The sequence below is a fragment of the Candidatus Thermoplasmatota archaeon genome (assembly GCA_035540375.1).
In the GTDB taxonomy this organism is placed as follows: domain Archaea; phylum Thermoplasmatota; class SW-10-69-26; order JACQPN01; family JAJPHT01; genus DATLGO01.
In genome coordinates, this window is sequence record DATLGO010000045.1 from 16,730 (window position 1) to 36,462 (window position 19,733).

Sequence of the window (19,733 nt, forward strand, 5' to 3'; positions counted from 1 at the left end):
TCGCAAGAATCAATACGGAGATTCGAGTGGACGCCTCATGAAGACTCGGGTCGAACCTTGGCCGATCCTGATCGGGGCCTGCATCCTCCTGTCGATCCCCTACGTACCTGTTGGCATCAGCTCAACATGCAATCAGGACCCATGGGCTGCAAATCTCGAGGGCAGCGAGCACCTCGTCGCGGAATTCGAGATCGAAACCGATCGGGTCGTTGCACTAGATCAGACTCAGATTACGGCTGAATCAGTCGGCAACGCCTTCCTTGCCGTCTTCATCTTCGAGCGCGATACTCCTACAAAGGCGGCTGCAATGACCGTGATGGGAGCCGGTTCACCGCATCTGGCCATCGGAGCCGGGAGTGAAGACGTGAGGCTTTCTTCCGGTCCGAGCTGCAGACCGGACATCTGGCACGCCTCGATCCCGCTTACGAGCGGCTCGTACAAGCTGGTCGCCATCGCGGCTGCGGATCAACCGGGCTTTGCTGCCGGGCTCGCTCTTCGAGGCATAGAACTCGAAAATGTGACCCGGGGGTCGGCCTTGACGTTTCACGAAGCCACGTTCGCATGCGGCGTCAACGCGCGTCTGGAAACCCCCTTTGGGGGATTCCGCGCCCTGGAGGGATGTTCGGAGCGCTACGTGATCGAACACGCCGCATTCTGGGTCATCGCCATTCCCGATGCCCGCTCGGATCTGCGGCAGGCGGATTGGATCTCCCCGGATGGCACGCGGAAGCCTCTTGTGGGACCGAAACAACCCCTGTCGAATGCAGGTCTTGCTGGCCCGTCAGGCGAATACGCGCTTGAAATTCCGCGCTATATCACAGGCCTCCGTCAAGGCGGCGGCATTATGGGCGTCATCGCGGACGTGAATCTCACAGCCACGCCCTCTCGAGCACCGGAAGCGTGAGCGCCGCCATCGCGTGCGTGCGGCGCACGCCCCATCGCCACGGGAGGAGCCCGACCGCGGTGCCCGTCGCGAGCACCACGAGGCCGGGCGCGCCCGTGAACGCCCACGACGCGAGGGCGAGGAGCGCGAGCGCGCCCGCGGGGAGCGCGGCGGGGGGCGTCCGCGCCGCCATGCGCGCGAGGCCCCGCGCGGCGAAGCGCGCGAGCGCGAACCCCAGAAGCGCCCCGACGAGCGCGGCCGTGAGCGCCGTGGTCGCGTCGGGCGGCGCGGGCCAGAGCGGCGACCACCGCTCGGGGGTCGGCGCGGCCGCGAGCGCGCCGCTTCGCGCGCGCCCGAGCGCGAGCCACGCGGCGACGCTCCACGCCATCGCGCCGCCCGCGGCCGCGCCCGTGACGGCAAGCGCCGTCTCGCGGTCCGCGACGCGACCGCGCGCCGCGGCGAACGCGACGGCGACGGCGTGACCGGCGCTGAGCGTCGGGAGGAGGCCGACGAGGCTTGCGCTGAGCGCGCCCGCGGCGAGGGGCCCTGCGCGCGGCGGCGGCACGCGGTCGGCGACGAGCTGCGTCGGCGCGGCCGCGCCGTGGCCGAGCGCGAGGACGAGGGCGGGGGCGCCGAAGAGGCCCGCAAGGAGCGGGAGGAGCATCGTGCCTCCCGGAAGGCCGAGCGGCGATTCGGCGCCGAGCGCGAGCGCCGCCTGGCCGAGGGCGCCCGCAAGGAGCATCACGGCGAGGCCCGGCGCGAGCCCGAGCGCGCGCGAGAGGGGGCCGTGGACGCGCGTCGCGGCGACGGGCGCATCGCGGACGACGTCGCCCTCGATCCAACCGAGGTCGTCCACGAGGCGCGTCCCGTCGGCGAGGGTCGCGACCGCGCCGTCGCGCGCGACGACGCGGCCGGAAACGCGACGCTCGGGCGCGGCGGGCGCGATGCGCCACGCGCGACGGTAGGCGAGCCGCTTCCCGTCGGTCGCGAGGAAGAGCGCGAGGAGCGCGACGAGCGCCCACGGCGTCGCAGCCGAAAGCAACCGCAGCGCGTCGCGGCCCTGGAAAGCCCACGCGAAGAGCGGGAGGAGCGCGAGCGCGAGGAGGAAGCCCGCAAGCGCGCCCGAGACGAGCCGCCGCACGGCTTCGTGGCCGCGGCCCTCGTGGAGGAGCGCGTGCGCGGGCAAGTTCGCGGCGGCCGCGCCCTCGTCGGGGGCGCCGAGGAAGACGCCCGCCGCGAGCGCGGCGAACCCCGCCGAAACGAACGCGGCGACGAGGAACGGCGCGGGCGCGCCCGTCGCGAAGGCGGCGAGCGTGTTCACGTGGAAGCCGGGCGCAAGCGACGAGAGGGCGCCGAGGAAGGCGCCCGCGACCGCCTCCGCGAGCGCGGCCGCGTCGTCGCTCACCGCCAACGGTCCACCTCGAGCGCGTACGCCGCGCGCTTCGCGTCGTAGCGCAGCGTTCCCCAGGCCTCGATGGGACCGGGCTCGGGCGCTCGGACGAAGGCGGCCGCGAGGCTCGCGCCGGCGCCGTCGTGCACGACCCACCCGCCGAGGTGCCGAGTCGCCTCGCCCCGCACCGCGACGGGGAGCCCTTCGAGCGCCCGCGCGCGGGCCGTCACGTCCGCGACGCTCCGAGGCGATTCGGCGGGCTCGAGGCGCGCGAGGTCCGCGGCGCGGGCGGAGAGGGCGGGCGCGCCGTCGGGGCCGCGGCCGGCAAGACCCACGGCGGCCACGCGGTCGCCGCGCGAAAGCGCCGGTTCGGGCGGCGCGTCGAGCCACACGTCCACGCGGCGCGCGTCGTCGACGAGCGCGACGACGGCGCCGCGCGCGTGCACGCGCAGGCTCGCGACGTGGCCCGTGACGCGCACACGGCTCCCTTCGGCGGCGGCGAGGTCCTCGAGCGCGACGTCGCGGGGCGCGGCGAGGCCGGCGATCGCCTGGAGGCCGGCGATGCCCGCGAGCGCAAGGGCGACGAGGACGCGGTCGTGGAGCTTCATCGCCGAGGCGACGCGCGCGAGGATCATGGCGGCTCTCCGGCCTTCGCCGCAGGCGGCCCATCGAGGCGCCATTGCCGACCCCGGCCAGGTCCGGGCATCGGCAGCCCCCTAGTCCGACCCCGAAAAGCCTTTGACCACGGAGCCCCCCAATGCGGCTATCATGCCGACCGACGCGACCCGGGACGTCCTTGCCTCGCCGGGCCGTGCGGCCGGCGCCCCGCGTCGCGGGCCTTCCCCCCGCCGGCTCGCGGACCTGGCGCGCATCGAAGCGCGCTACGGCGTCCCCGAGGAGGTCGCGATCCAGGTGGAGATGAATCCCTGGGAGTACAGCCTCCTGCGCTACAGCAAGCGCGACGGGCGGTACCGCGACACGACGATGCTCATCCCCTGGGAGGGGAAGCTCGTCTGCATCGCGAAGCACGGCTACCCGGACGGCATCGCGCGCCCGCCCTCGGGCGGCGTCGTCCCCGGGGAGCCGCTCGACGCCGCCGCGATGCGCGAAGCCTGGGAGGAGACGGGCCTTCGCGTCCAGATCGACCGCTACCTCCTGCGCGTGCGCTGCGACTTCTCGTCCGGTCGCTCGAAGGAGATGCCTCCGCACGCGCTCGCGGAAGCCTCGACGAGGGGCGCGCGCAACGGCGGCGGCCTCCCGGAGGCGCTCGCCGCATTCGACGCCGAGCATCCGGCGGCCCCGGGCGCGACCGAGTACTGGGAGAGTCACGTCTTCTGGGCGACGCCCCTCGGGGGCGACCTGAAGCCCATCGACACCCGGGAGATCAAGAGCGTCGTCCTCGTGGATCCCGCCCGGCTCGAGGGCACCATCCACCCGCTCATGGAGGCAAGCGGCGTCGGCGGCTTCCGGTACCGGGTGGACCTCCAGAAGCGAGGCCTCGCGGCGGCGCGCGCGGCCGGGCTGCTGCCGAATTGAGGCGTCCACGGGCGCGGCTTCGGGCAACGTTTATAGAGAGCCAGGCTCGTCGCTCGACCGGGAAGACAATGCGCATTTTCGCGGGACCCCCGCTCGACTACAAGGAGACCAGCCTTCCGGCGATGTTCTTCAAGAGCGCGTCCACGTATCCGAGCCGGATCGCGGTGCGCACGCGGCGGAGCGCGTCCGAAGCCTGGGCCGAGCAGACGTTCCGCGAGGCCGCATCCGACGTCAAGGCCGTTGCCGCGGGCCTCGCCGCGATCGGGGTCAAGCCGGGCGAGCGCGTCGCGCTTCTCGGCGAGACGTCGTGGAACTGGACGCTCGCCGACTTCGCGATCATGGCCGCGGGCGGCGTCGTCGTCACCGTCTATCCGACGCTCACGGCGGACCAGATCTCGTATCTTCTCAACGACTCCGAGTCCGTCGCGATCTTCGCCGACAACCCCGACCTCCTCGCGCGCGCCCTCAAGAACGAGTCGCAGCTCGAGCACACGAAGCAGTTCATCCTCTTCGAAGGCCGCCACCCGAAGGCGATGACGATCGACGAGCTTCGCGAGAAGGGCCGCGAGAAGCTCGCGGCGAAGCCCACGCTCGTCGAGGAGCGCATCGCCGCGGTGAAGCCCGACGAGATGGCGACCATCGTGTACACGAGCGGCACGACCGGCGTCCCGAAGGGCGCCGTCCTGACGCACAGGAACTTCTACACGGCGGCCGTCGCCGCAAAGCAGGCGCTCGGCCTCAAGAACTACACGGACACGCTGACCCACCTCGTCTTCCTCCCGCTCGCCCATTGCTATGGACGCCTCGGCGTCTTCCTCCTCTATGAGATGGGCGGAACGGTTTCGTACTCGCATCCCTCGCGCCTCGGCGACGATCTGCGGTCCGTGCAGCCCCAGGTCATCACGTGCGTTCCGCGCCTGTACGAGCGCATGTACGACCAGATCCAGAACGCGATGGCGAAGGAGTCTGGCGCGAAGCAGGCCATCTTCGCGGGCGCGTCCAAAACCGCGAAGGAATACGGCCGCGCGCTCTCGGGCGGCGGCACGCCCGGCGCGCTTCTCTCCGCGAAGCACGCGCTCTTCGAGAAGCTTGTGTACGGCAAGCTCCGCGAGAAGCTCGGCTTCACGAAGCTCATGATCGGCTTCACGGGCGCGGCCGCGATCCGCCCTGAACTCCTCTACTTCTTCCGCGGCATCGGCGTTCCGATCCTCGAGGGCTACGGCCTCACCGAGACGTCGGCCCCGTCGAACGTGAACCTCCCGACGAAGTTCAAGGTCGGCACGGTCGGCCCGCCGTTCCCCGGCATGCAGCAGACGCTCGCCGAGGACGGCGAGGTGCTCATGAAGGGCCCCAACATCTTCGAGGGCTACTACAACCTCGAGAAGGAGACCGCCGAGGCGTTCACGCCGGACGGCTGGTTCCGCTCCGGCGACATCGGGCAGTTCGACGAGGACGGCTACCTCCGCATCATCGACCGCAAGAAGGAGCTCGAGGTCCTGAACACGGGCAAGAAGATTGCGCCCATCGTCGTCGAGGAGAAGCTCAAGTCGAGCCCCTACATCGGCGAGGCGCTCCTCGTCGCGACGGACCAGAAGTACGCGGCCGCGCTCATCCAGCCCAACTACGACCGTCTCGTGGCATGGGCCGAGAGCAAGAACCTCCCGTTCGACCGCAAGGGCGTCATCCAGGACAAGGATCCCACCGGGCAGCTCACCACGTACGGCGTCGGCCGGGACCTCCTCGACCACGCGGACGTCCAGGCGCTCTACAAGGCCGAGGTCGAGCGCATCAACCTCGAATGCGCCGACTTCGAGCGCGTGAAGGCGTTCCGGCTCGTGCCGCACACGTTCACGATCGCCCGCGACGAGCTGACGCCGACGCTCAAGAAGAAGCGCCGTGTCATCCGGGAGCACTACAAGGATCTCATCGCGCAGTGCTTCGCGTGAAGGTGCCGACGTCTCGCGGGCGCCGTAGGGATCTTACAATGCTCCGCCAATAAGCTCTTGAATGAGCCTGCAGTTTGGACACGTCATGGCGAGAGCTAATTTTTCGGCGGCCCGGTCATTGATTTTGTTCATAGCCCCGATGCTCATCCTGACGTCGTCCTTCTCAGGTGTCTCGGGGTCTCCCACGGTCGGCGGCCAGGTGAAACCGACCCCCACGCCCCCCCGCCTGAGGATTCAAAGTACTTTTGTCAGCCGGAGTTTCAGAATGACTGCGCCGACGACCCGCCGCCGCCCCCGCCGGAGCGGCCACCTTACGACGAAAACGGTAGCCGCGACCCCTGTATGACCGAACTCGAGCGGCGTGTCAGTCCGGACACCGACGGGGACGGGATCAAGGACTGCGACGACCCGGACGACGATAACGACGGGGCGACGGACGAACTCGAGGATCACGTGTTCGGAAGGGAAAAGGCCGCGCATATTCAACGCGACCAAGATGGGGATGGAATACCTGACCCAGAAGAGTTCTTTCCGTTGCTGCCTTCTGGCAAGGTCGCGGTTTCTATTCAGCTCCTTAATTATACGCACGATGGCAGTGGCTGCGATCCTTATCCGTGGCTGATCGAGGAGCGCGCTGACCCTTACTTCACAACGTTGCTTGTCGAGGGGCTTCCTGGAGGCGCGGTCGATCTCACAGCCGACACGGCCGTCCAGAATGGATGGTCGAAAAACAATCACGTGGACAACCGGGCTTCAGGGCCAATGGGTCTCTCGTTCCCATTGGTCGGCCTCTCGCCCAGGATTAATGAATGGTATGTCCTCGACCTGCCGCTCTTCATGATCGAGGCGGTTCTGATGGACCATGACGATGGCGTCTTCGACGATCAAATGGATCTGTCCCACGCAAGTGATGAGAAATTGGGTTTCAGCAATCATCGTTTGTCTTACGATCTACCACAAACGAAGTTCATGCAGGGCAACGCCTCTTGCGAGGCCAAATTGAATCTCAAGCTGTCGGACAATGTGCCCTTCAAGGAGGTCGCCATCGCGACAGCCTGGTATCACGCGAAGCTCCAGGGTAGAATAGCCACGTTGACCGATTACAAAGCCGTCTCGCCCGGTGGCTGATCCGATCATCGAAAACCCCTCGGGCGAAAGCGGAAGGGTGTGAATGAAGAGGACTGAAGAACGGCACGCCATACTCACCCGTCACGTGCCGAAAAATCAGCGGTCCGCACTCCGTCTTGCAGGTTGGCTCACGGCCCTCTTCTTGCTTATGGTTCCGACCACAGTTTCGGCCGGCATCGTGTATCCTCATCCCAGAACGCACGCGGAGGCCGGGCCCGTCCAGATCGATCTCTGGATCGCGCATCCGGAGAATGGTTGGCGGACAACCGAGGAATCCAGTTCACTCAAGGGCGCTTTCCTTACGTACTATATTTCATGGCCACGCGGCCCGCCTCGACCCGGCTTCGAAATCCGCTTGATGGACGCCAGCGAGGACGTGCTCGTCGTGGACGACTCTTGGAGGGTTGAACCGGGGCGCCGGCGCGCCGCGAGCGAATGTCCTGGCGATCGATTGTGTGAAACGTACGCCTTCCGGGTTGCGCCCGGGTCGGGAGAACGTTCACGGATCATCTTGACCTTCGAACTCCTCGCCTGGGCCGATCCGGCGACGGGCCGGAAGGATTCATGGCGAGCCTCGTTCGAGGTGGTTGTGAACTTCAAGGGTGAGGGCGTGCCAAGAGGGAGCGAATGGAAGTTGTTCTCCCCCGCCGTCGAGTTGAATTCGCCGCCCACAATGAGAGCCGAGCCTGGGGCGGGTATTGCTGGGGTGGTCGCCGCCGTCCTCGTGGGAGCCGCTCGAACGGCGAAGTCGCGGTTGCGCCGCCACCGGTTGCAGGCCGCGAGCAGTCAAGGCCAGTTAGCCACGAAGCGAGATGATGAGAATGCTCCGAGGTATTAGGTGTGTCATCATGGCGCCTTCGCGCTTCGCCATTCTCACGATCGCTGCAGGAATGTTGCTGCTGTCCCCAATCGCGGACGCGGCCATCGTCTATCCGAAGCCATATATGCATGCAGAGGCGGGCCCAGTCCATGTCGCCCTCTACGTCGCACATCCCGAAAATGGGTGGCGAACGACTGAGACATCCAGTTCGCGTGCAGGCGCCGAGTTGTCTTCTTTCATTTCGTGGCCCCGCGATCCACCGCGTCCTGGTTTTGAATTAAAATTGACGGGCACGAGCGAGGACGTGCTTGTCACGCATGATCATTATCGGGTGGAGCCGGGTCGGCGTCGGCCTTGGGATGAGTGCCCGGGCCAGCGAGCGTGCGAGCCGTTCATTTTTCGTGTCGCGCCGGCTTCGGGTGAAACGACACGCGTAGTTCTCACGTTTGAGCTTCGAGGATGGTCGGATCCCGCGACGGGCAGGAAAGATGCTTGGCGAACCTCCTTCGACGTGGTTGTGAATTTCAAAGGTGAGGGCGTGCCAGAAGGGAGTGAATGGAAGTTGTTTACGCCCGCCGTCGAGTTGAAACCGCCTCCCACGATGCGAGCCGAGCCGGGGGCGGGCGTCATCGTGGGCGTCGTCGCCACGCTCATGGCGGCGTTGGTCGTTCGAACGGTGCGGAGGGTCCGTGCTTCCGGGGTCGAGAGCGGCCATTCGGGGGATTGATCCGACGTCGGAGGCGGCTCCCCCTTCCGTGATGACCATCCGCGCCGTCGGAAAGCGGTTCGGAAGGCGTGACGTGCTTCGCGACGTTTCGTTCGCGCTTTCGCCGGGCGAGGTCGTCGGTCTCGTCGGCCACAATGGGGCGGGTAAATCCACGCTCTTCCGCATCGTGGCGGGGCTCCTGGAACCGGATGCGGGCGGAATCGAATTTTCTCCAACCGGCGCCCGAATCGGTTTCCTCCCGGAGCGTCCGGCGATCTACCCGGAATTGACCCCTCGCGAATTCGTCGCGCATTTCGCCGAACTTGCCGGCCACGATCCGGGGGAGGCATCGCGCCGAGCCGAGGCGCACCTGGACGAAGTCGGGTTGACCGAATACAAGAATACGGTCATGAAACGGTTCAGCAAGGGGATGATGCAGAGGGCGAGCTTGGCTCGGGCTCTCGTCGGTGAACCCGCGATCCTTCTCCTGGACGAGCCCGAGTCGGGCCTGGATCCGATCGCGAGGCGGGACCTCCGGGAAATCGTAGACGCTCGGGTTTCGCGGGGGATGGGCGCGATCCTCGCGAGCCACGATCTCAAGACCGTTCAGTCAACGTGCGATCGGGTCCTGATCCTGAGGAACGGGTCGATCGTGCGGGCCGTGGATGCGCTCGATCGCCGAGCCACCGGTCAGACGTTCGCGCTCCAGGTGCCTGAGGCGCAGGCGGAACGCGCAGCGCGCTTCGCGGCTTCGCTCGCGATGGTGGCCGAGGTTCGGCGACGGAATGGCGTCATGACGGTGGGTTTGCGGAACAACGGTACCCCCGACGCGCTGCTTGCGGCGATGGTGGGGGCGGGCATCTCCATCCTTTTCTTCGGACCGGCGTCGGTCGATCTGGAGGGCGAATACGCGAAGCACGCGGGGGATCTGGCGGAGGTCGGATGAGGGCGCTTCGGATCCTCGCGCGTCGGGAGTTGACGTCAACGTGGCGCGACCCGAGGACGGCCGTGGTGATCGGTGTCATCGTGTTCGTGGGCGTTTTCACCAGCGCGGCGGACCCGCCCCGGTCCTACAGCGATACCGTCGAATCGACGATCGCGCTGACGCTTTTTGCGGTGGCGGTCTCCGTCGCTCTTGCGGGAGGGGACACCTTTGCGCGCGAGCGCGCGATGGATACATCGTCGCTCGTTCGACTCTCGGGGTCGCCGGCTTATGCCGTCGTCGGCGCCAAATGGATTGCCCTGGTCTCGGTCGCCCTCTTCAGCGTCATGATCATGGCGCTCTTCGGAGCCGCGAAAGTCATCGCCTTCGGGATCGCTCCCCCGAAGTGGATCGCTGTCGCCTTTCTCGCCGTCGCCCCCCTCGCCGGGCTCGTCATATCCGCTGCCGTCCTCGCGGTCGCGGCGTGGATGCGGATGCCGCGGGTCGCGACGCCCGTCGCCCTCGTCGCCTCCTTCATCGTTGTGCTCCCCGTCTTCTTGAATCGCGCGCTTTATCCGACGCCGGTCGCGCCCTTGGCCGAGGTCATGCGCGCGCTCGCCTGGGGGGATCCGCTCGACCCTTGGATGCCGGCGATCGGGACGGCGGCCGCCCTTGGCGCCGGTTACGTCGTCGCCGTCATGGGTTATGCGTGGCTGCGGACCGCGCCCCCGGGTGGTGAGTAGGATTTCGTTCAATCGGATGGCGCTCATGCTCATGCTCGTCGCGCTGCCGCTCGCCGCCGCGCAATCCACGCGCGAACCCGAAGCGGAGGTTTACTCGGGTGCGCCCGCCTACAGTGGGCTTCCGAGCGAGGTCGGCCTCTTCGTGCGGGTCACCGGTCTGGAGAACCAGCAAATCATCCTCAACCTCACAAGTGATTATCCGCTCTCGTGGCGAGAGACGACCTTGGCGCTCGACCATGAAGCCACGGCGCGCACGAAGGTCGTGGTGACTTTGCCCCCGGGCCGGACGCACATCGTCGCGCACTTGCGCAGCGTCAATGGCTCCTGGAGCGATCGGCTGCTCGTGAGCGTCGATGCGCTCGACGCGCTCGACGTCCAGATTTCGGTGAACGGACAACCTTTCGGAAACCGCGCATGGGCCATGGTCGGCGACCCGCTCGCCGTCACTGCGCGGGTCACCAACGTCGGGCCGCATCCGTCGCTCGCGCACGACCTAAAGTTGGGTGTCGAGCCGGCGGCGCCCTGGGTTACCGTTCCGCCATTGGAACCTGGGACGACGTTCGAAGCCGAACTATGGACGCAGAACGCGAGCGAGGATTTCGAAGGCGAGTATTTGGCGCTTCGTTGGGGTCAAAAAGGAGGTTGGAGGGCGGAAGCACTTTCGCTCTATGAAAAGGGTATCGTCGAGGTTTCGCCGGCCGTCGTCCGCGTGCAACGCGTCATGGGTCCGACGGTGGGCGTCGCGCTCGCCGCTTCGGACGAAATAAGCGACGCTTGGCAGGTGAACATGACCCTGATCAACCCTGGTGAAAACGAAATCCTGGCCACGGCGATCATCCGCCTTCTCCCTGAGGCTCCTGGCGCGGCGTTGCGGTCGCGCGGAGCTGAATGGCTATGGTCGACGAAGGTTCCCGCTCGCGGATACGTCGAGCGCGTGGAGTTTGCGACGACGTCCGTCGAAGGCCCTCACATCGTGACGGCGTCGCTTCTCGAACCCGGAAGGAGCTATGCTCACGCGAGCGCGGGCGATGCCTCTCCGATCGCGGGTTATCTGACGCTTCCCGTGCGACCGAGGGCCGGCGAGGAGGTCACGGTCCAGGTCCGGGCGCTCGCGCCTCCCGCCTCGGGCGAGGCGCCCTTGCTCAGCGTGTTTCCCGAGACGCATGATCCACCGATCGGGCGCCTCGGTCATTTCGTCACGGAGCGGGATTTCCTGAGTATCCTTTCCATCACGCCTGGAACGGATGGGCGGTCGTGGACGTACACCGTCGTGTTTCCGGTGGCTCAGGCGTTGGACGTGTCCGCGTATTGGAATCTCAACGGCACGCTCATGCCGTTGGCGGCCGTCGAACCCGGTCCCGCGAACGTCGAAGTCGTTCCCGTTGCGCACGACGGGGTCCTCACGCACGCCGCTTGGATCGGGCCCGTCGTGGTGGCGGCTTCCATGTTCCTCTCCGTCCGGATGCGGGTCCGCCCGTCCAGACCGTGATGTGGAAAAAGAGCGCGCTGCGTCGTCCGGGCGCACGGCAAGGATCTCATCGCCCAATGCGTCGTCGGGGCGATGACTCCCGCGGCGCGCCTCCACCGGGGCGACCGCAAGCCTCATGGGGCCTCAAACCACGTCAGGTCCGGAGGCTCAACGTGGGACCCCAGCCCGCCCGTTCCGTCTTCGCCGTCCTCGCGATCACCGCGCTCCTCGCGCCGGCGCTCGCGGGCGTCCCCACGGCGCGCGCCTCGAGCGAGCCCATCCAGCCGGGCGACGCCATCTCTACCTCGATCGGCGGATGCACGCTCAACTTCGTGTTTGATTCCCTCGCAACCGAAGGTCCGCACGTCGGCAAGGTCTGGATCGGGACGGCGGCGCATTGCGTCGCGCGCGAGGGCGAGCGCGTCTGGACGACGGGCATCGGCCCCTTCGGCACGGTCGACTACATGGGCGATTCGAGCGGCGGGGAACGCAATGGGAGGCCAGGCGCGCAGAGCGACTTCGCGCTCATCCTCGTCGATGCGCATCTGCGGGGCAACGTGCGCGCATCCCTCAAGGGGCACCCAACGCTCCCGACGGGCGGCCTGCAGCCGTCCGTCGAGTCGAAGCTCGGGGACCGCGTGCAGTTCTCCGGTTACGGCACCGGGTACAGCCTCACGTTCGCGACGCGCGAGCAGCGGGTCGGTGTGCTCGTCCACCAGGACCTTCTCCGGTATTCGCTCGAAGGCCCCATCATCTACGGCGATTCGGGAGGCCCCGTCGTGCACGCCTCGGGTCGCGCGCTCGGCATCGTGAGCATCATCGACCCGGTCCCCCTCGAAAACTCGCTCGAGGGACACATGCAGGGTCCGACGGTCGAGGGCGTCATCCGGGAGCTCGCGCCGCTCGGTTTCGCGCTCTCGCTCAGAAGCGTCTGATCCGGCGAAACGGCGATCGAGGCCTCGGCCGATGCGCAGGATCGGGCCGCGAGCGCCCGGTTCACCGGTTCGAGGCAGCGGGCGGGTCCGATCCTGACCGTGGTCAAGGCGGGAGCGCCGTGTACCAGCGCACGAAGTGGTGCGCGACGGTGCCGCGCACCTGACCGTCGAGCACCGGGTGGCCCGTGCGCATCGTGGCGTGGCCGTGGCCGCCGCCCGCGCCGGCCTGCGCGGCGAACGATTCGTACACGAACATCGTCATCATGCCGCCGGGCCAGATGTAGTCGTTCTGGAGCGACGTGCCCATGTGGTCGTGCAGGTCCCAGACGCCCGGGTTGTCGCCCTTGACGTAGAGGTCGTACCGCTCGCCAGGCCCGATGAGGACCGAGTCCGCCCAGTAAGGGCTCGCAAGAAGGATGCCGTCCTTGTGCGTGACGAGGAAGTGGTGCCCGTGCAGGTGCATCGCGTGCACCTGGTCGCCCGCGTTGATGAGCCGGATGCGCAGCACCTTGCCGTCGGGCATCATCACGGGCGCTGTCGAGGGGAACGACGCGCCGTTGATGAGGAACGTGTTGTAGTGCGCGCGGTAGGGCGCCTCGGTGTCGGGATACCACGACCGCTTCGGCGTGAGCGGCGAGTCGGGGGCGCGCCCCTTCGCGTCCTGCACCTGCTGGTTGCGGTTCGCGACGTCCTGCGCCTGACGCTTCCCGTAGTCCGCGAAGTCGAACGGGTCGCCCGATTGCGGCATGTTCGTCGTCGACGGGTTGCCGCCTTCCAGGTGGAAGCGGTCCATCTCGTCGAGCATGAGCGTGACCTCCGCGTCGAACGGCGGGTCCGATTTCGGGTCCTGCGGCTCCACGACGAGCGGGCCGTACATGCCCATGTCGAGGTGGTGCTGCACGTCGTAGTGGCAGTGGTACCAATACGTGCCCGCGGGCTTCGCGATGAACGTGTAGACGAATTCCTGGCCGCTGAAGACCGGTTCCTGGGAAACGTAGGGAACGCCGTCCATGTCCCAAGGAACGTGCTGGCCGTGCCAGTGGATCGAGTGCTCGAAGCCGCCCACGAGCGGCCGGAAGCGCACGACGACCTTGTCGCCTTCCGTCACGCGGATCTCGGGGCCGGGGAACTGCGCGCTTTTGGGATCGGGCGAGAACGAGAAACCCCACATCGCCATCTTGGCGCCCGGGTACACCTCGTGCTCCGGCATCGGATGGAGGTAGAGGTCGAACTCCTTCGTGATGCCCGTCTCCTTGACCTTCGATCCGGGCGGGTCGAGGAGCATGGCGGCGGCGCGCGAAGCCGCGTCGGTGGACGCGGGCGCGAGGCCCTCTCCGGCGCCGAGGCACCCCGCGAGGACGATGGAGGACGCGAGGAGGCCGACGAGCGCGAGGCGACGGGGAAGCATGCGGGAGGACTCCGGGAAGACCGTCCGGTCTTGCCTTTCATTCATCCGAGGTCCGATAAAGAGGCTTCTTGTCTGCGTCTTGACCATGCCGGCCGGGCCTCAGGGGCACCGGGCAAAGCGGCATGAAGGTCCTCCCCGGGGACGAGGGGCGTCCCTCGGGGATCGGGGAAGGCGCCGAGCGGCGCAGAACGAGGTGAAGGGGAAAGGACCGGCCGCAGGGCGAGACTTCACCCCCAGAAGGAAGGATCGTGAAGTCCTGACGGCCGGTCCCTCCTTGGGAGCGGGGGAGGTTGGATCCCCCGCCCTCGGGGGCAGGCAAGCCGACAGGAGCGAGGTGGGGGATGCCTTTGTTGGCTCAAGCCTTTGATGAATCTAAGACTCCACGATGTATCCTTTCCGCTCAAGGATTTCGCGGACCTTGCGGCGGTGGTCGCCCTGCAGCTCGATGACCTGTCCGCGAGACGTCCCGCCGCTTGCGACCGCCGATTTCAGCTCCGTCGTAAGGTCCGCGATCGCGTGGTCCGGGAGGCCCTCGACGTCGAGCACAGTGACGTTCTTCCCGTAGCGGCGCGCCTCCACGCGGAGCCGGAACTTGGCCTCGCTGACCTCGAGGTCCCCGAAGGGGTCGAGCTCGTCCGGGAGACCGCCGATCTTCGGCGTCATCTCAGCCCTCCCTCAGGAGCAGCGTCGCGCCGCCCGCCTCGATCGGCTCCACGTCGTGCCCATGCAGGCTGGGGCGCGTCTTCACGACGTATTCGCCCGGCTCGAGCCGGAACGTCGCGCCGCTTGCCACCTTGATTTCGAGACCGTCGGGACCGGCGAGGGAGGGCTTCATGGCCTTCAGCGCCTCCACGATGGCCCTCGCGTCTTGTTTGTATTTCGGTCCGATCTTCGCCTGGACGGGCTCCACGGCGACGGGGTGCTGCTCGAGCTCGGAGGCGTCCACGAACTTCACGCCCGCGACGCGCGTCGTGCCGATGATGTCGCCTTCGCCCGCTTCGAGCGCGCGGCGCACGTTCTCGGGCGCGATGATCTCGATCACGGGCAGCGCGGCGTTCAGCGCCACCTTGCGGCTGCTCTTCCAGTTTCGCACCGCGGCGATGACCTCCTTCACGGCCGCGCCCGCCTCGAGCGCGGAGGCGTCCTCCGCAACGGGCGTCGGCCACGCGGCGACGTGCACGCTCCTTGCGCCGTCGAACCGCGCGAACTGGCCCATGTACGCCTCCTCCGTGGAGAACACGAGGACGGGCGCGAGGAGCTTCGTGACGCCCGCGCCGACGGTCGCGAGGGTCCACCGCGCGGCGTCGCGCGTCGGGTCGTCCTCCGCGTAGATGCGGTATTTCACGCTCTCTAGGTAGTGGTCCGCGAGGACGTGCCAGAGGAAGTTCTCCGTGTCGAGGAGCGCGCGGCGGTAGTCGTAGTCGTCCCACGCCTCGGTCGCCGAGCGCGCAAGGCGCGAGAACTCCGCGAGGACCCAGCGGTCCATCACGGTGAAGCGGAGGTTCGGCAGCCCCTTCGTCGCGGGCGGAGGCGTCCAGCCCTCGAGCGCCTTGCCGATGAACGCCGCGACGTTGCGCAGCTTCGTCGCGAGGCGCTGGCCGCGCGTGAGGTCCTTCGGGTTGTAGATGATGTCCTCGCCGAGGCTCGCGCCCTGGGCCGACCAGTATCGGAGCGCGTCGCCCGAGTAGTCGCGGATGACGTCGAGCGGCTCGACGATGTCGCCCTTGCTCTTGGACATCTTCTTGCCCTTCCCGAGCTTCACGAAGCCCGAGATCATCGTGTCGCGCCACGGGATCGTGCCGTGGTGGAAGTGCGCCTTCACGACCGTGTTGAACGCCCAGAACGAGATGATCTCGTGCGCCTGGGCGCGCAGGTCCATCGGCATGAGGCGCTTGAGCGCGGGGTGCGTGGAGACGTCCCCGAGCGTCGCGCCGGGCGCGCCGAGACGGTCCGCGGCCGCGAGGATGCCGATCTGCGGCGTGAGCGAGGACGTCGCCCACGTGTCCATGACGTCGCTTTCGCCCTTGAACGCGGACCCGCCACACTTCGCGCACGCGCCCTTCGGCTTGTCCACGAGCGGATCGACGGGGAGTTCGTCGCCCTTTGCGACGCGCGCCTCGCCGCAGCCTTCGCAGTACCACACGGGGAACGGCACGCCGAAGTAGCGCTGGCGCGAGATGCACCAGTCCCACTTCAGGCCCTTCACCCAGTTGTCGTAGCGCACGCGCATGTACTCCGGGTGCCACTTCACGGCCTCGCCGTTCGCGAGGAACTGGTCCTTCATGTCAAGGTAGCTCACGAACCACTGCTTCGTCACGAGGAACTCGATCGGCGTGCCGCAGCGCTCGTGAACGTTCACCGCGTGCTCGATCGTCTTCGTGTGGAGGAGGCGGCCCGACTCCTTGAGGTCGGCCGTTATCGCCGCGCGCGCGGCCTCGATGCCGAGGCCCGCGTACTGGCCCGCCACGTCCGTCATCTTCCCGTTCGGGCCGATGGAGATCCTGAGGGGCAGCTTGTTCGCGGCCCACCAGTCGATGTCCGTGAGGTCGCCGAACGTGCAGTTCATCACGACGCCCGTGCCGGTCTCCTTGTCGACCTTGTCGCTCGTGAGCACCGGCACCTCGGCGCCGCCGACCGGCACGCGCACCTTCTTGCCGACGAGGTGCTTCGTGCGCGCGTCGTCCGGGTGCACGAAGATGGCGACGCAGCTCGGGATGAGCTCGGGCCGCGTCGTGGAGATGACGATCTTCCCTTCCGCGCCCTGGTGGTAGTGTACGACTTCGCGCGGCTTCGAGTTCGCCTCGGGGCCGGGCTTCAGCTCGACGTGGACGAGCTTGTCGCCGTGCTTGAAGCCGCCCTCCGGCGACGCGGCGCCCGCGACGAGGTCGAACGCGATGTCGTTGAACGTGCTCGGGAGGCTCTTGTCCTCCATCTCGGCCTGCGCGATCGCGGTCGCGCAATCGGGGCACCAGATCGTCGGGCGCTCGGCGCGGTACGCGCGGCCCTTCGCGTGGAGGTCCAGGAACGAGGCCTGGGAGATCTTCACCACGGGCTTGTCGATCGTGCGGTAGAGGATCGACCAGTCGCAGCTCATGCCGATGCGGCGCCACGACGTCTCCATCTCGGCTTCGGCCTTCTTCGTCTCCTCGAGGCAGAGGCGGATGAACTCCTGCCGGCCGACGTCCGCGAGCTTCACGCCGAGCGTGCGCTCCGTGTAGCGCTCCGTCGGGAGGCCGTTGTCGTCGAAACCGAACGGATAGTAGAGGTTGAACCCGCGCATGCGCTTGTAGCGCGCGACGAAGTCCATCTGGTTGTACGAGTAGGCGTGCCCGATGTGCATCTTGCCCGATACGGTCGGCGGCGGCGTGTCGATCGAGAAAACCGGCCTCGTCCGGTCCGCGAAGTCGAAGCGGTAGACGCCTTCGCGCTCCCAGGTGGCGAGCCACTTCTCCTCCATGGCGGCAATGGCCGGGTCGGTCTGGGGCGCGTCGTCCTTCTCCGCGTCAGGCATCGGGTCGGAAAAGGCCGCATCGTGCTTAAAAGGGTTAACGGGGGCGGGCGTCGTCGGGCGAGCACCCGCCACGAAGCAAAAGCCCAAGTCCCGTCCCACCCTCGTGGAGCCGTGCGCCTTCGAGCCCTCGCCCTCGTGGCCCTCCTCCTCGCCCCGCTCGCCGCGGCGCAGGACGCGGGCGGCGGGGGTTCCTCCGGCAACACGGACCCGCCGCCCTCGGCGGCACGCTTCATCGTCGGCGCGCTCGAGACGGGCGTCGCGCGCGGGCTCCTCGCGGAGAACGCGAGCCGCGCGGCCGATCCCGTGCGGCAGGCGTGGAGCCGCTTCAACACGAGCCTCGCGGGCGCCCTCCCCGAGGTCGCGGAGCGCCGCGCGCTCGTGGATCCACTCTTCGCGCGGACGCTCGCGGAGGCCCTCGCGTTGAACGCGACCGGCGCGCGCGTGTACGGGAACGCCGTCGAAACGTGCCTCGCGGCCGCGCTCGTCCCCGCCGCCGAGAACGACGCGGCGATGGGCGCGATCCACGCCATCCTATCCCCGACCGGCGCGTCGAAATGGCTCCACGACGGCGCGCACGCCGTCGAACTCGGGGCGCCGCCGCAGGACGCGGACGCGCTTCGGGCGTGGCTCTCCGAGAGCGCGCTCGTCGCGGCGCTGCGCAGCGAAGGATCGGGCGATCCCGTCTTCGCGCGCGCCGCGGCCGGGCGCGCTGCGTGCCTCGCGCGCGCGGCGGGCGCCGCGGGCGAGCCGGTCGCGCGCCTCGAAGCGCGGCGCGACGAGGCCGCCCCCCGCCCCACGCCCCTCGGACAGGCATCCCATCTCGTCGCCGAACTCGGCCGCGCGTTCGTGGCGACGCACGGGGCGACGCGGGTCGCGAACTGGCTTGTGGCGGACGACGAGCGCGGGTACGCCGCGGCCTGGGCGCGCGACCCCGCGACGGCCTTCGCGCGGCCGTGCGGGCTGTGCGTGGCGGGCGCGATCCTCCAAGGCATCGGGACCGATCTGTCGGAGGCCTCGCTGATCGCGGGCCGCGAGAGCGTCACGCTTGCGCTCCTCATGCGGGATGGAGAGTCCCCGGCGGTCCTCTCCGCGCGCTTCGCGATCCTGCGCGCCGCGCAGGCCCGCCTCGGAACGGGCGCGCTCGAACGAGGCCCGGGCCTCACGCTCCATGTCCCGCCGACGCTGAACGCGACCGACGGCGCCGTTGTCATTCCCGTCACGCTTGCGGGAGGTGCCCCCGGGGAGCGCTTTTCGATGACGCTCCGCGCAAACGGGGCGGGGGGCGCGTCGTTCGCCGGCTATGCGTCGAGCGCGGCCTACGTCCATCTCCAGCCGTCGGAGGCCCGCGCCAACGGGTCATTCTCCGAGGCCTTTCTGGACGTCGTCGTGGACCCCTGGCCCGAGCGCGGCCCGCTCGTCGTCGCGGCGCTCACGTTCGAAGTCCCTGGGAATTCGACCGCCTGGTCCGTGGCCGTCGAGGCCGCGCGCGTCGCGGACGAATACGCGAAGCTGCGTCCCGTCGCGCGCGCGGCGGGCACGGACGGGTTCGATCCGCTCGGGGCCGTGTTCACGCGGGGCGCTCCGCTCGCGTCGTCTCCCCGAAACGACACGGGACCGCAGACGCCGGTCCACGAGTGCGACGAAGGCGGCGCGATGGGCCTCTGCGTGCCGCCGAAGCCGAGCCCGCAGGCGATGCCGTTTGCGGCCGCCGGGGTCGTCGTCGCGCTCCTTCTCACCGTCGCGCTCGCGCGCAGCAGGCGCCGGGCGGGATAGCGCCGCCGAGCGGCGACTCGGTCGGGTGGCCGAGCGTCGCGCACATCCACCGCTCGACCTCCTCGGGGAGCACGTGCTCCATCTCGCAGGCGTACTCCGCGACGCGGGGGCCCTTGAGGCCGACCTCGCGCGTGAGGAACGTCTCGAGGAGGCGGTGCTTGCGCACGACGCCGCGCGCGAGGGTGAGGCCCTTCGCGGTGAGCTCGACGCCATGGTAAGGCTCGTATTCGAGGTAGCCCGCGCCCGCGAGGCGCTGGATCATCTCGGTCGCGGACGAGGGCGCGACGCGCCACCCGTGGGCGACGTCGGTGGTCCGCGCGCGTCCGCCCTGCTCCGTGAGGACGAATACCGTCTCAAGGTACATTTCGACGTTCTCGGACAGGGGGGACGCCGTCTTTTCGGCGCCCGCCGTCTTGCCGCGGACCCGCACGCTTCGCCCAAGGGGCTCGCGCCAGATAAATCGCATGGGCCCCCCGGGAGGGGGCCGCGACGGCGGCGGCAGGAGGGGCGAAGGGTTAAAGTCGGGGTCGCGTATGCAGCCGCAGTTTCGGACACCCGAAACCC

General features: G+C 68.4%; 15 protein-coding genes. 9 read left to right on the top strand and 6 right to left on the bottom strand.

What is annotated here, in order from left to right:
* Nucleotides 1-37: 37 nt before the first annotated feature.
* Nucleotides 38-904 (top strand): hypothetical protein, encoded by an 867-nt coding sequence (locus VM889_04935; GenBank protein ID HVL47881.1) that lies wholly within the window; start codon nt 38-40, stop codon nt 902-904.
* On the opposite strand, the gene VM889_04940 is transcribed toward VM889_04935, so the two are convergent.
* On the bottom strand, nt 870-2,288 hold the full coding sequence (locus tag VM889_04940; GenBank protein HVL47882.1) for a tripartite tricarboxylate transporter permease: 1,419 nt from the start codon (nt 2,286-2,288) through the stop codon (nt 870-872). The two genes, VM889_04935 and VM889_04940, sit on opposite strands and share 35 nt — an antisense overlap.
* A complete protein-coding gene (locus VM889_04945; GenBank protein HVL47883.1) occupies nt 2,285-2,908 on the bottom strand; it encodes a hypothetical protein in 624 nt (207 codons plus the stop codon). Before VM889_04945 ends, VM889_04940 begins: the two co-directional genes overlap by 4 nt.
* A gap of 133 nt (nt 2,909-3,041) precedes the next feature.
* Here VM889_04945 and VM889_04950 point away from each other — a divergent pair, with 133 nt between their 5' ends.
* From VM889_04950 to VM889_04980, 7 genes are all read left to right on the top strand, one after another.
* Complete coding sequence (locus VM889_04950; GenBank protein ID HVL47884.1) at nt 3,042-3,809, top strand: NUDIX hydrolase; 768 nt, start codon at nt 3,042-3,044, stop codon at nt 3,807-3,809.
* A 68-nt stretch (nt 3,810-3,877) separates the two neighbouring features.
* Complete coding sequence (locus VM889_04955; GenBank protein HVL47885.1) at nt 3,878-5,755, top strand: long-chain fatty acid--CoA ligase; 1,878 nt, start codon at nt 3,878-3,880, stop codon at nt 5,753-5,755.
* A gap of 342 nt (nt 5,756-6,097) precedes the next feature.
* A complete protein-coding gene (locus VM889_04960) occupies nt 6,098-6,883 on the top strand; it encodes a hypothetical protein (protein HVL47886.1) in 786 nt (261 codons plus the stop codon).
* A 1,578-nt stretch (nt 6,884-8,461) separates the two neighbouring features.
* Nucleotides 8,462-9,355 (top strand): ABC transporter ATP-binding protein, encoded by an 894-nt coding sequence (locus tag VM889_04965; GenBank protein ID HVL47887.1) that lies wholly within the window; start codon nt 8,462-8,464, stop codon nt 9,353-9,355.
* A 62-nt stretch (nt 9,356-9,417) separates the two neighbouring features.
* Nucleotides 9,418-10,074 carry a hypothetical protein gene (locus VM889_04970; protein HVL47888.1) on the top strand — a complete coding sequence of 219 codons (657 nt, stop codon included), beginning with the start codon at nt 9,418-9,420 and terminating at the stop codon, nt 10,072-10,074.
* Nucleotides 10,064-11,563, top strand: a complete 1,500-nt coding sequence (locus VM889_04975) for a hypothetical protein (protein ID HVL47889.1) — start codon at nt 10,064-10,066, stop codon at nt 11,561-11,563. The genes VM889_04970 and VM889_04975 overlap by 11 nt, the downstream gene beginning before the upstream one ends.
* Before the next feature lie 152 nt (nt 11,564-11,715).
* Complete coding sequence (locus VM889_04980; GenBank protein HVL47890.1) at nt 11,716-12,477, top strand: trypsin-like peptidase domain-containing protein; 762 nt, start codon at nt 11,716-11,718, stop codon at nt 12,475-12,477.
* Between the two features lie 103 nt (nt 12,478-12,580).
* On the opposite strand, the gene VM889_04985 is transcribed toward VM889_04980, so the two are convergent.
* From VM889_04985 to VM889_04995, 3 genes are all read right to left on the bottom strand, one after another.
* Nucleotides 12,581-13,885, bottom strand: a complete 1,305-nt coding sequence (locus VM889_04985) for a multicopper oxidase domain-containing protein (GenBank protein ID HVL47891.1) — start codon at nt 13,883-13,885, stop codon at nt 12,581-12,583.
* 372 nt (nt 13,886-14,257) lie between these two features.
* The gene (locus VM889_04990; protein ID HVL47892.1) at nt 14,258-14,548 is read right to left on the bottom strand and encodes a translation initiation factor; all 291 of its coding nucleotides are present in this window, start codon (nt 14,546-14,548) and stop codon (nt 14,258-14,260) included.
* Between the two features lies 1 nt (nt 14,549).
* Entirely contained in the window at nt 14,550-17,396 is a 2,847-nt protein-coding gene (locus VM889_04995) for a valine--tRNA ligase (protein HVL47893.1), read from the bottom strand.
* A 111-nt stretch (nt 17,397-17,507) separates the two neighbouring features.
* On the opposite strand from VM889_04995, the gene VM889_05000 reads away from it, so the two are divergent.
* Nucleotides 17,508-19,169, top strand: coding sequence for a hypothetical protein (locus VM889_05000; protein HVL47894.1), 1,662 nt, complete (start codon nt 17,508-17,510; stop codon nt 19,167-19,169).
* Here VM889_05000 and VM889_05005 read toward each other — a convergent pair.
* Entirely contained in the window at nt 19,129-19,599 is a 471-nt protein-coding gene (locus VM889_05005; protein HVL47895.1) for a metal-dependent transcriptional regulator, read from the bottom strand. The genes VM889_05000 and VM889_05005 overlap by 41 nt on opposite strands.
* Nucleotides 19,600-19,733 lie beyond the last annotated feature (134 nt).

Excerpts from the sequence above, each read along its gene's own strand:
- VM889_04985 (HVL47891.1), bottom strand. The coding sequence starts at position 13,885 with ATGCTTCCCCGTCGCCTCGCGCTCGTCGGCCTCCTCGCGTCCTCCATC.
- VM889_04960 (HVL47886.1), top strand. The coding sequence starts at position 6,098 with ATGACCGAACTCGAGCGGCGTGTCAGTCCGGACACCGACGGGGACGGG.
- VM889_04945 (HVL47883.1), bottom strand. The coding sequence starts at position 2,908 with ATGATCCTCGCGCGCGTCGCCTCGGCGATGAAGCTCCACGACCGCGTC.
- VM889_04935 (HVL47881.1), top strand. The coding sequence starts at position 38 with ATGAAGACTCGGGTCGAACCTTGGCCGATCCTGATCGGGGCCTGCATC.
- VM889_04950 (HVL47884.1), top strand. The coding sequence starts at position 3,042 with ATGCCGACCGACGCGACCCGGGACGTCCTTGCCTCGCCGGGCCGTGCG.
- VM889_04990 (HVL47892.1), bottom strand. The coding sequence starts at position 14,548 with ATGACGCCGAAGATCGGCGGTCTCCCGGACGAGCTCGACCCCTTCGGG.
- VM889_04955 (HVL47885.1), top strand. The coding sequence starts at position 3,878 with ATGCGCATTTTCGCGGGACCCCCGCTCGACTACAAGGAGACCAGCCTT.
- VM889_04995 (HVL47893.1), bottom strand. The coding sequence starts at position 17,396 with ATGCCTGACGCGGAGAAGGACGACGCGCCCCAGACCGACCCGGCCATT.
- VM889_04965 (HVL47887.1), top strand. The coding sequence starts at position 8,462 with ATGACCATCCGCGCCGTCGGAAAGCGGTTCGGAAGGCGTGACGTGCTT.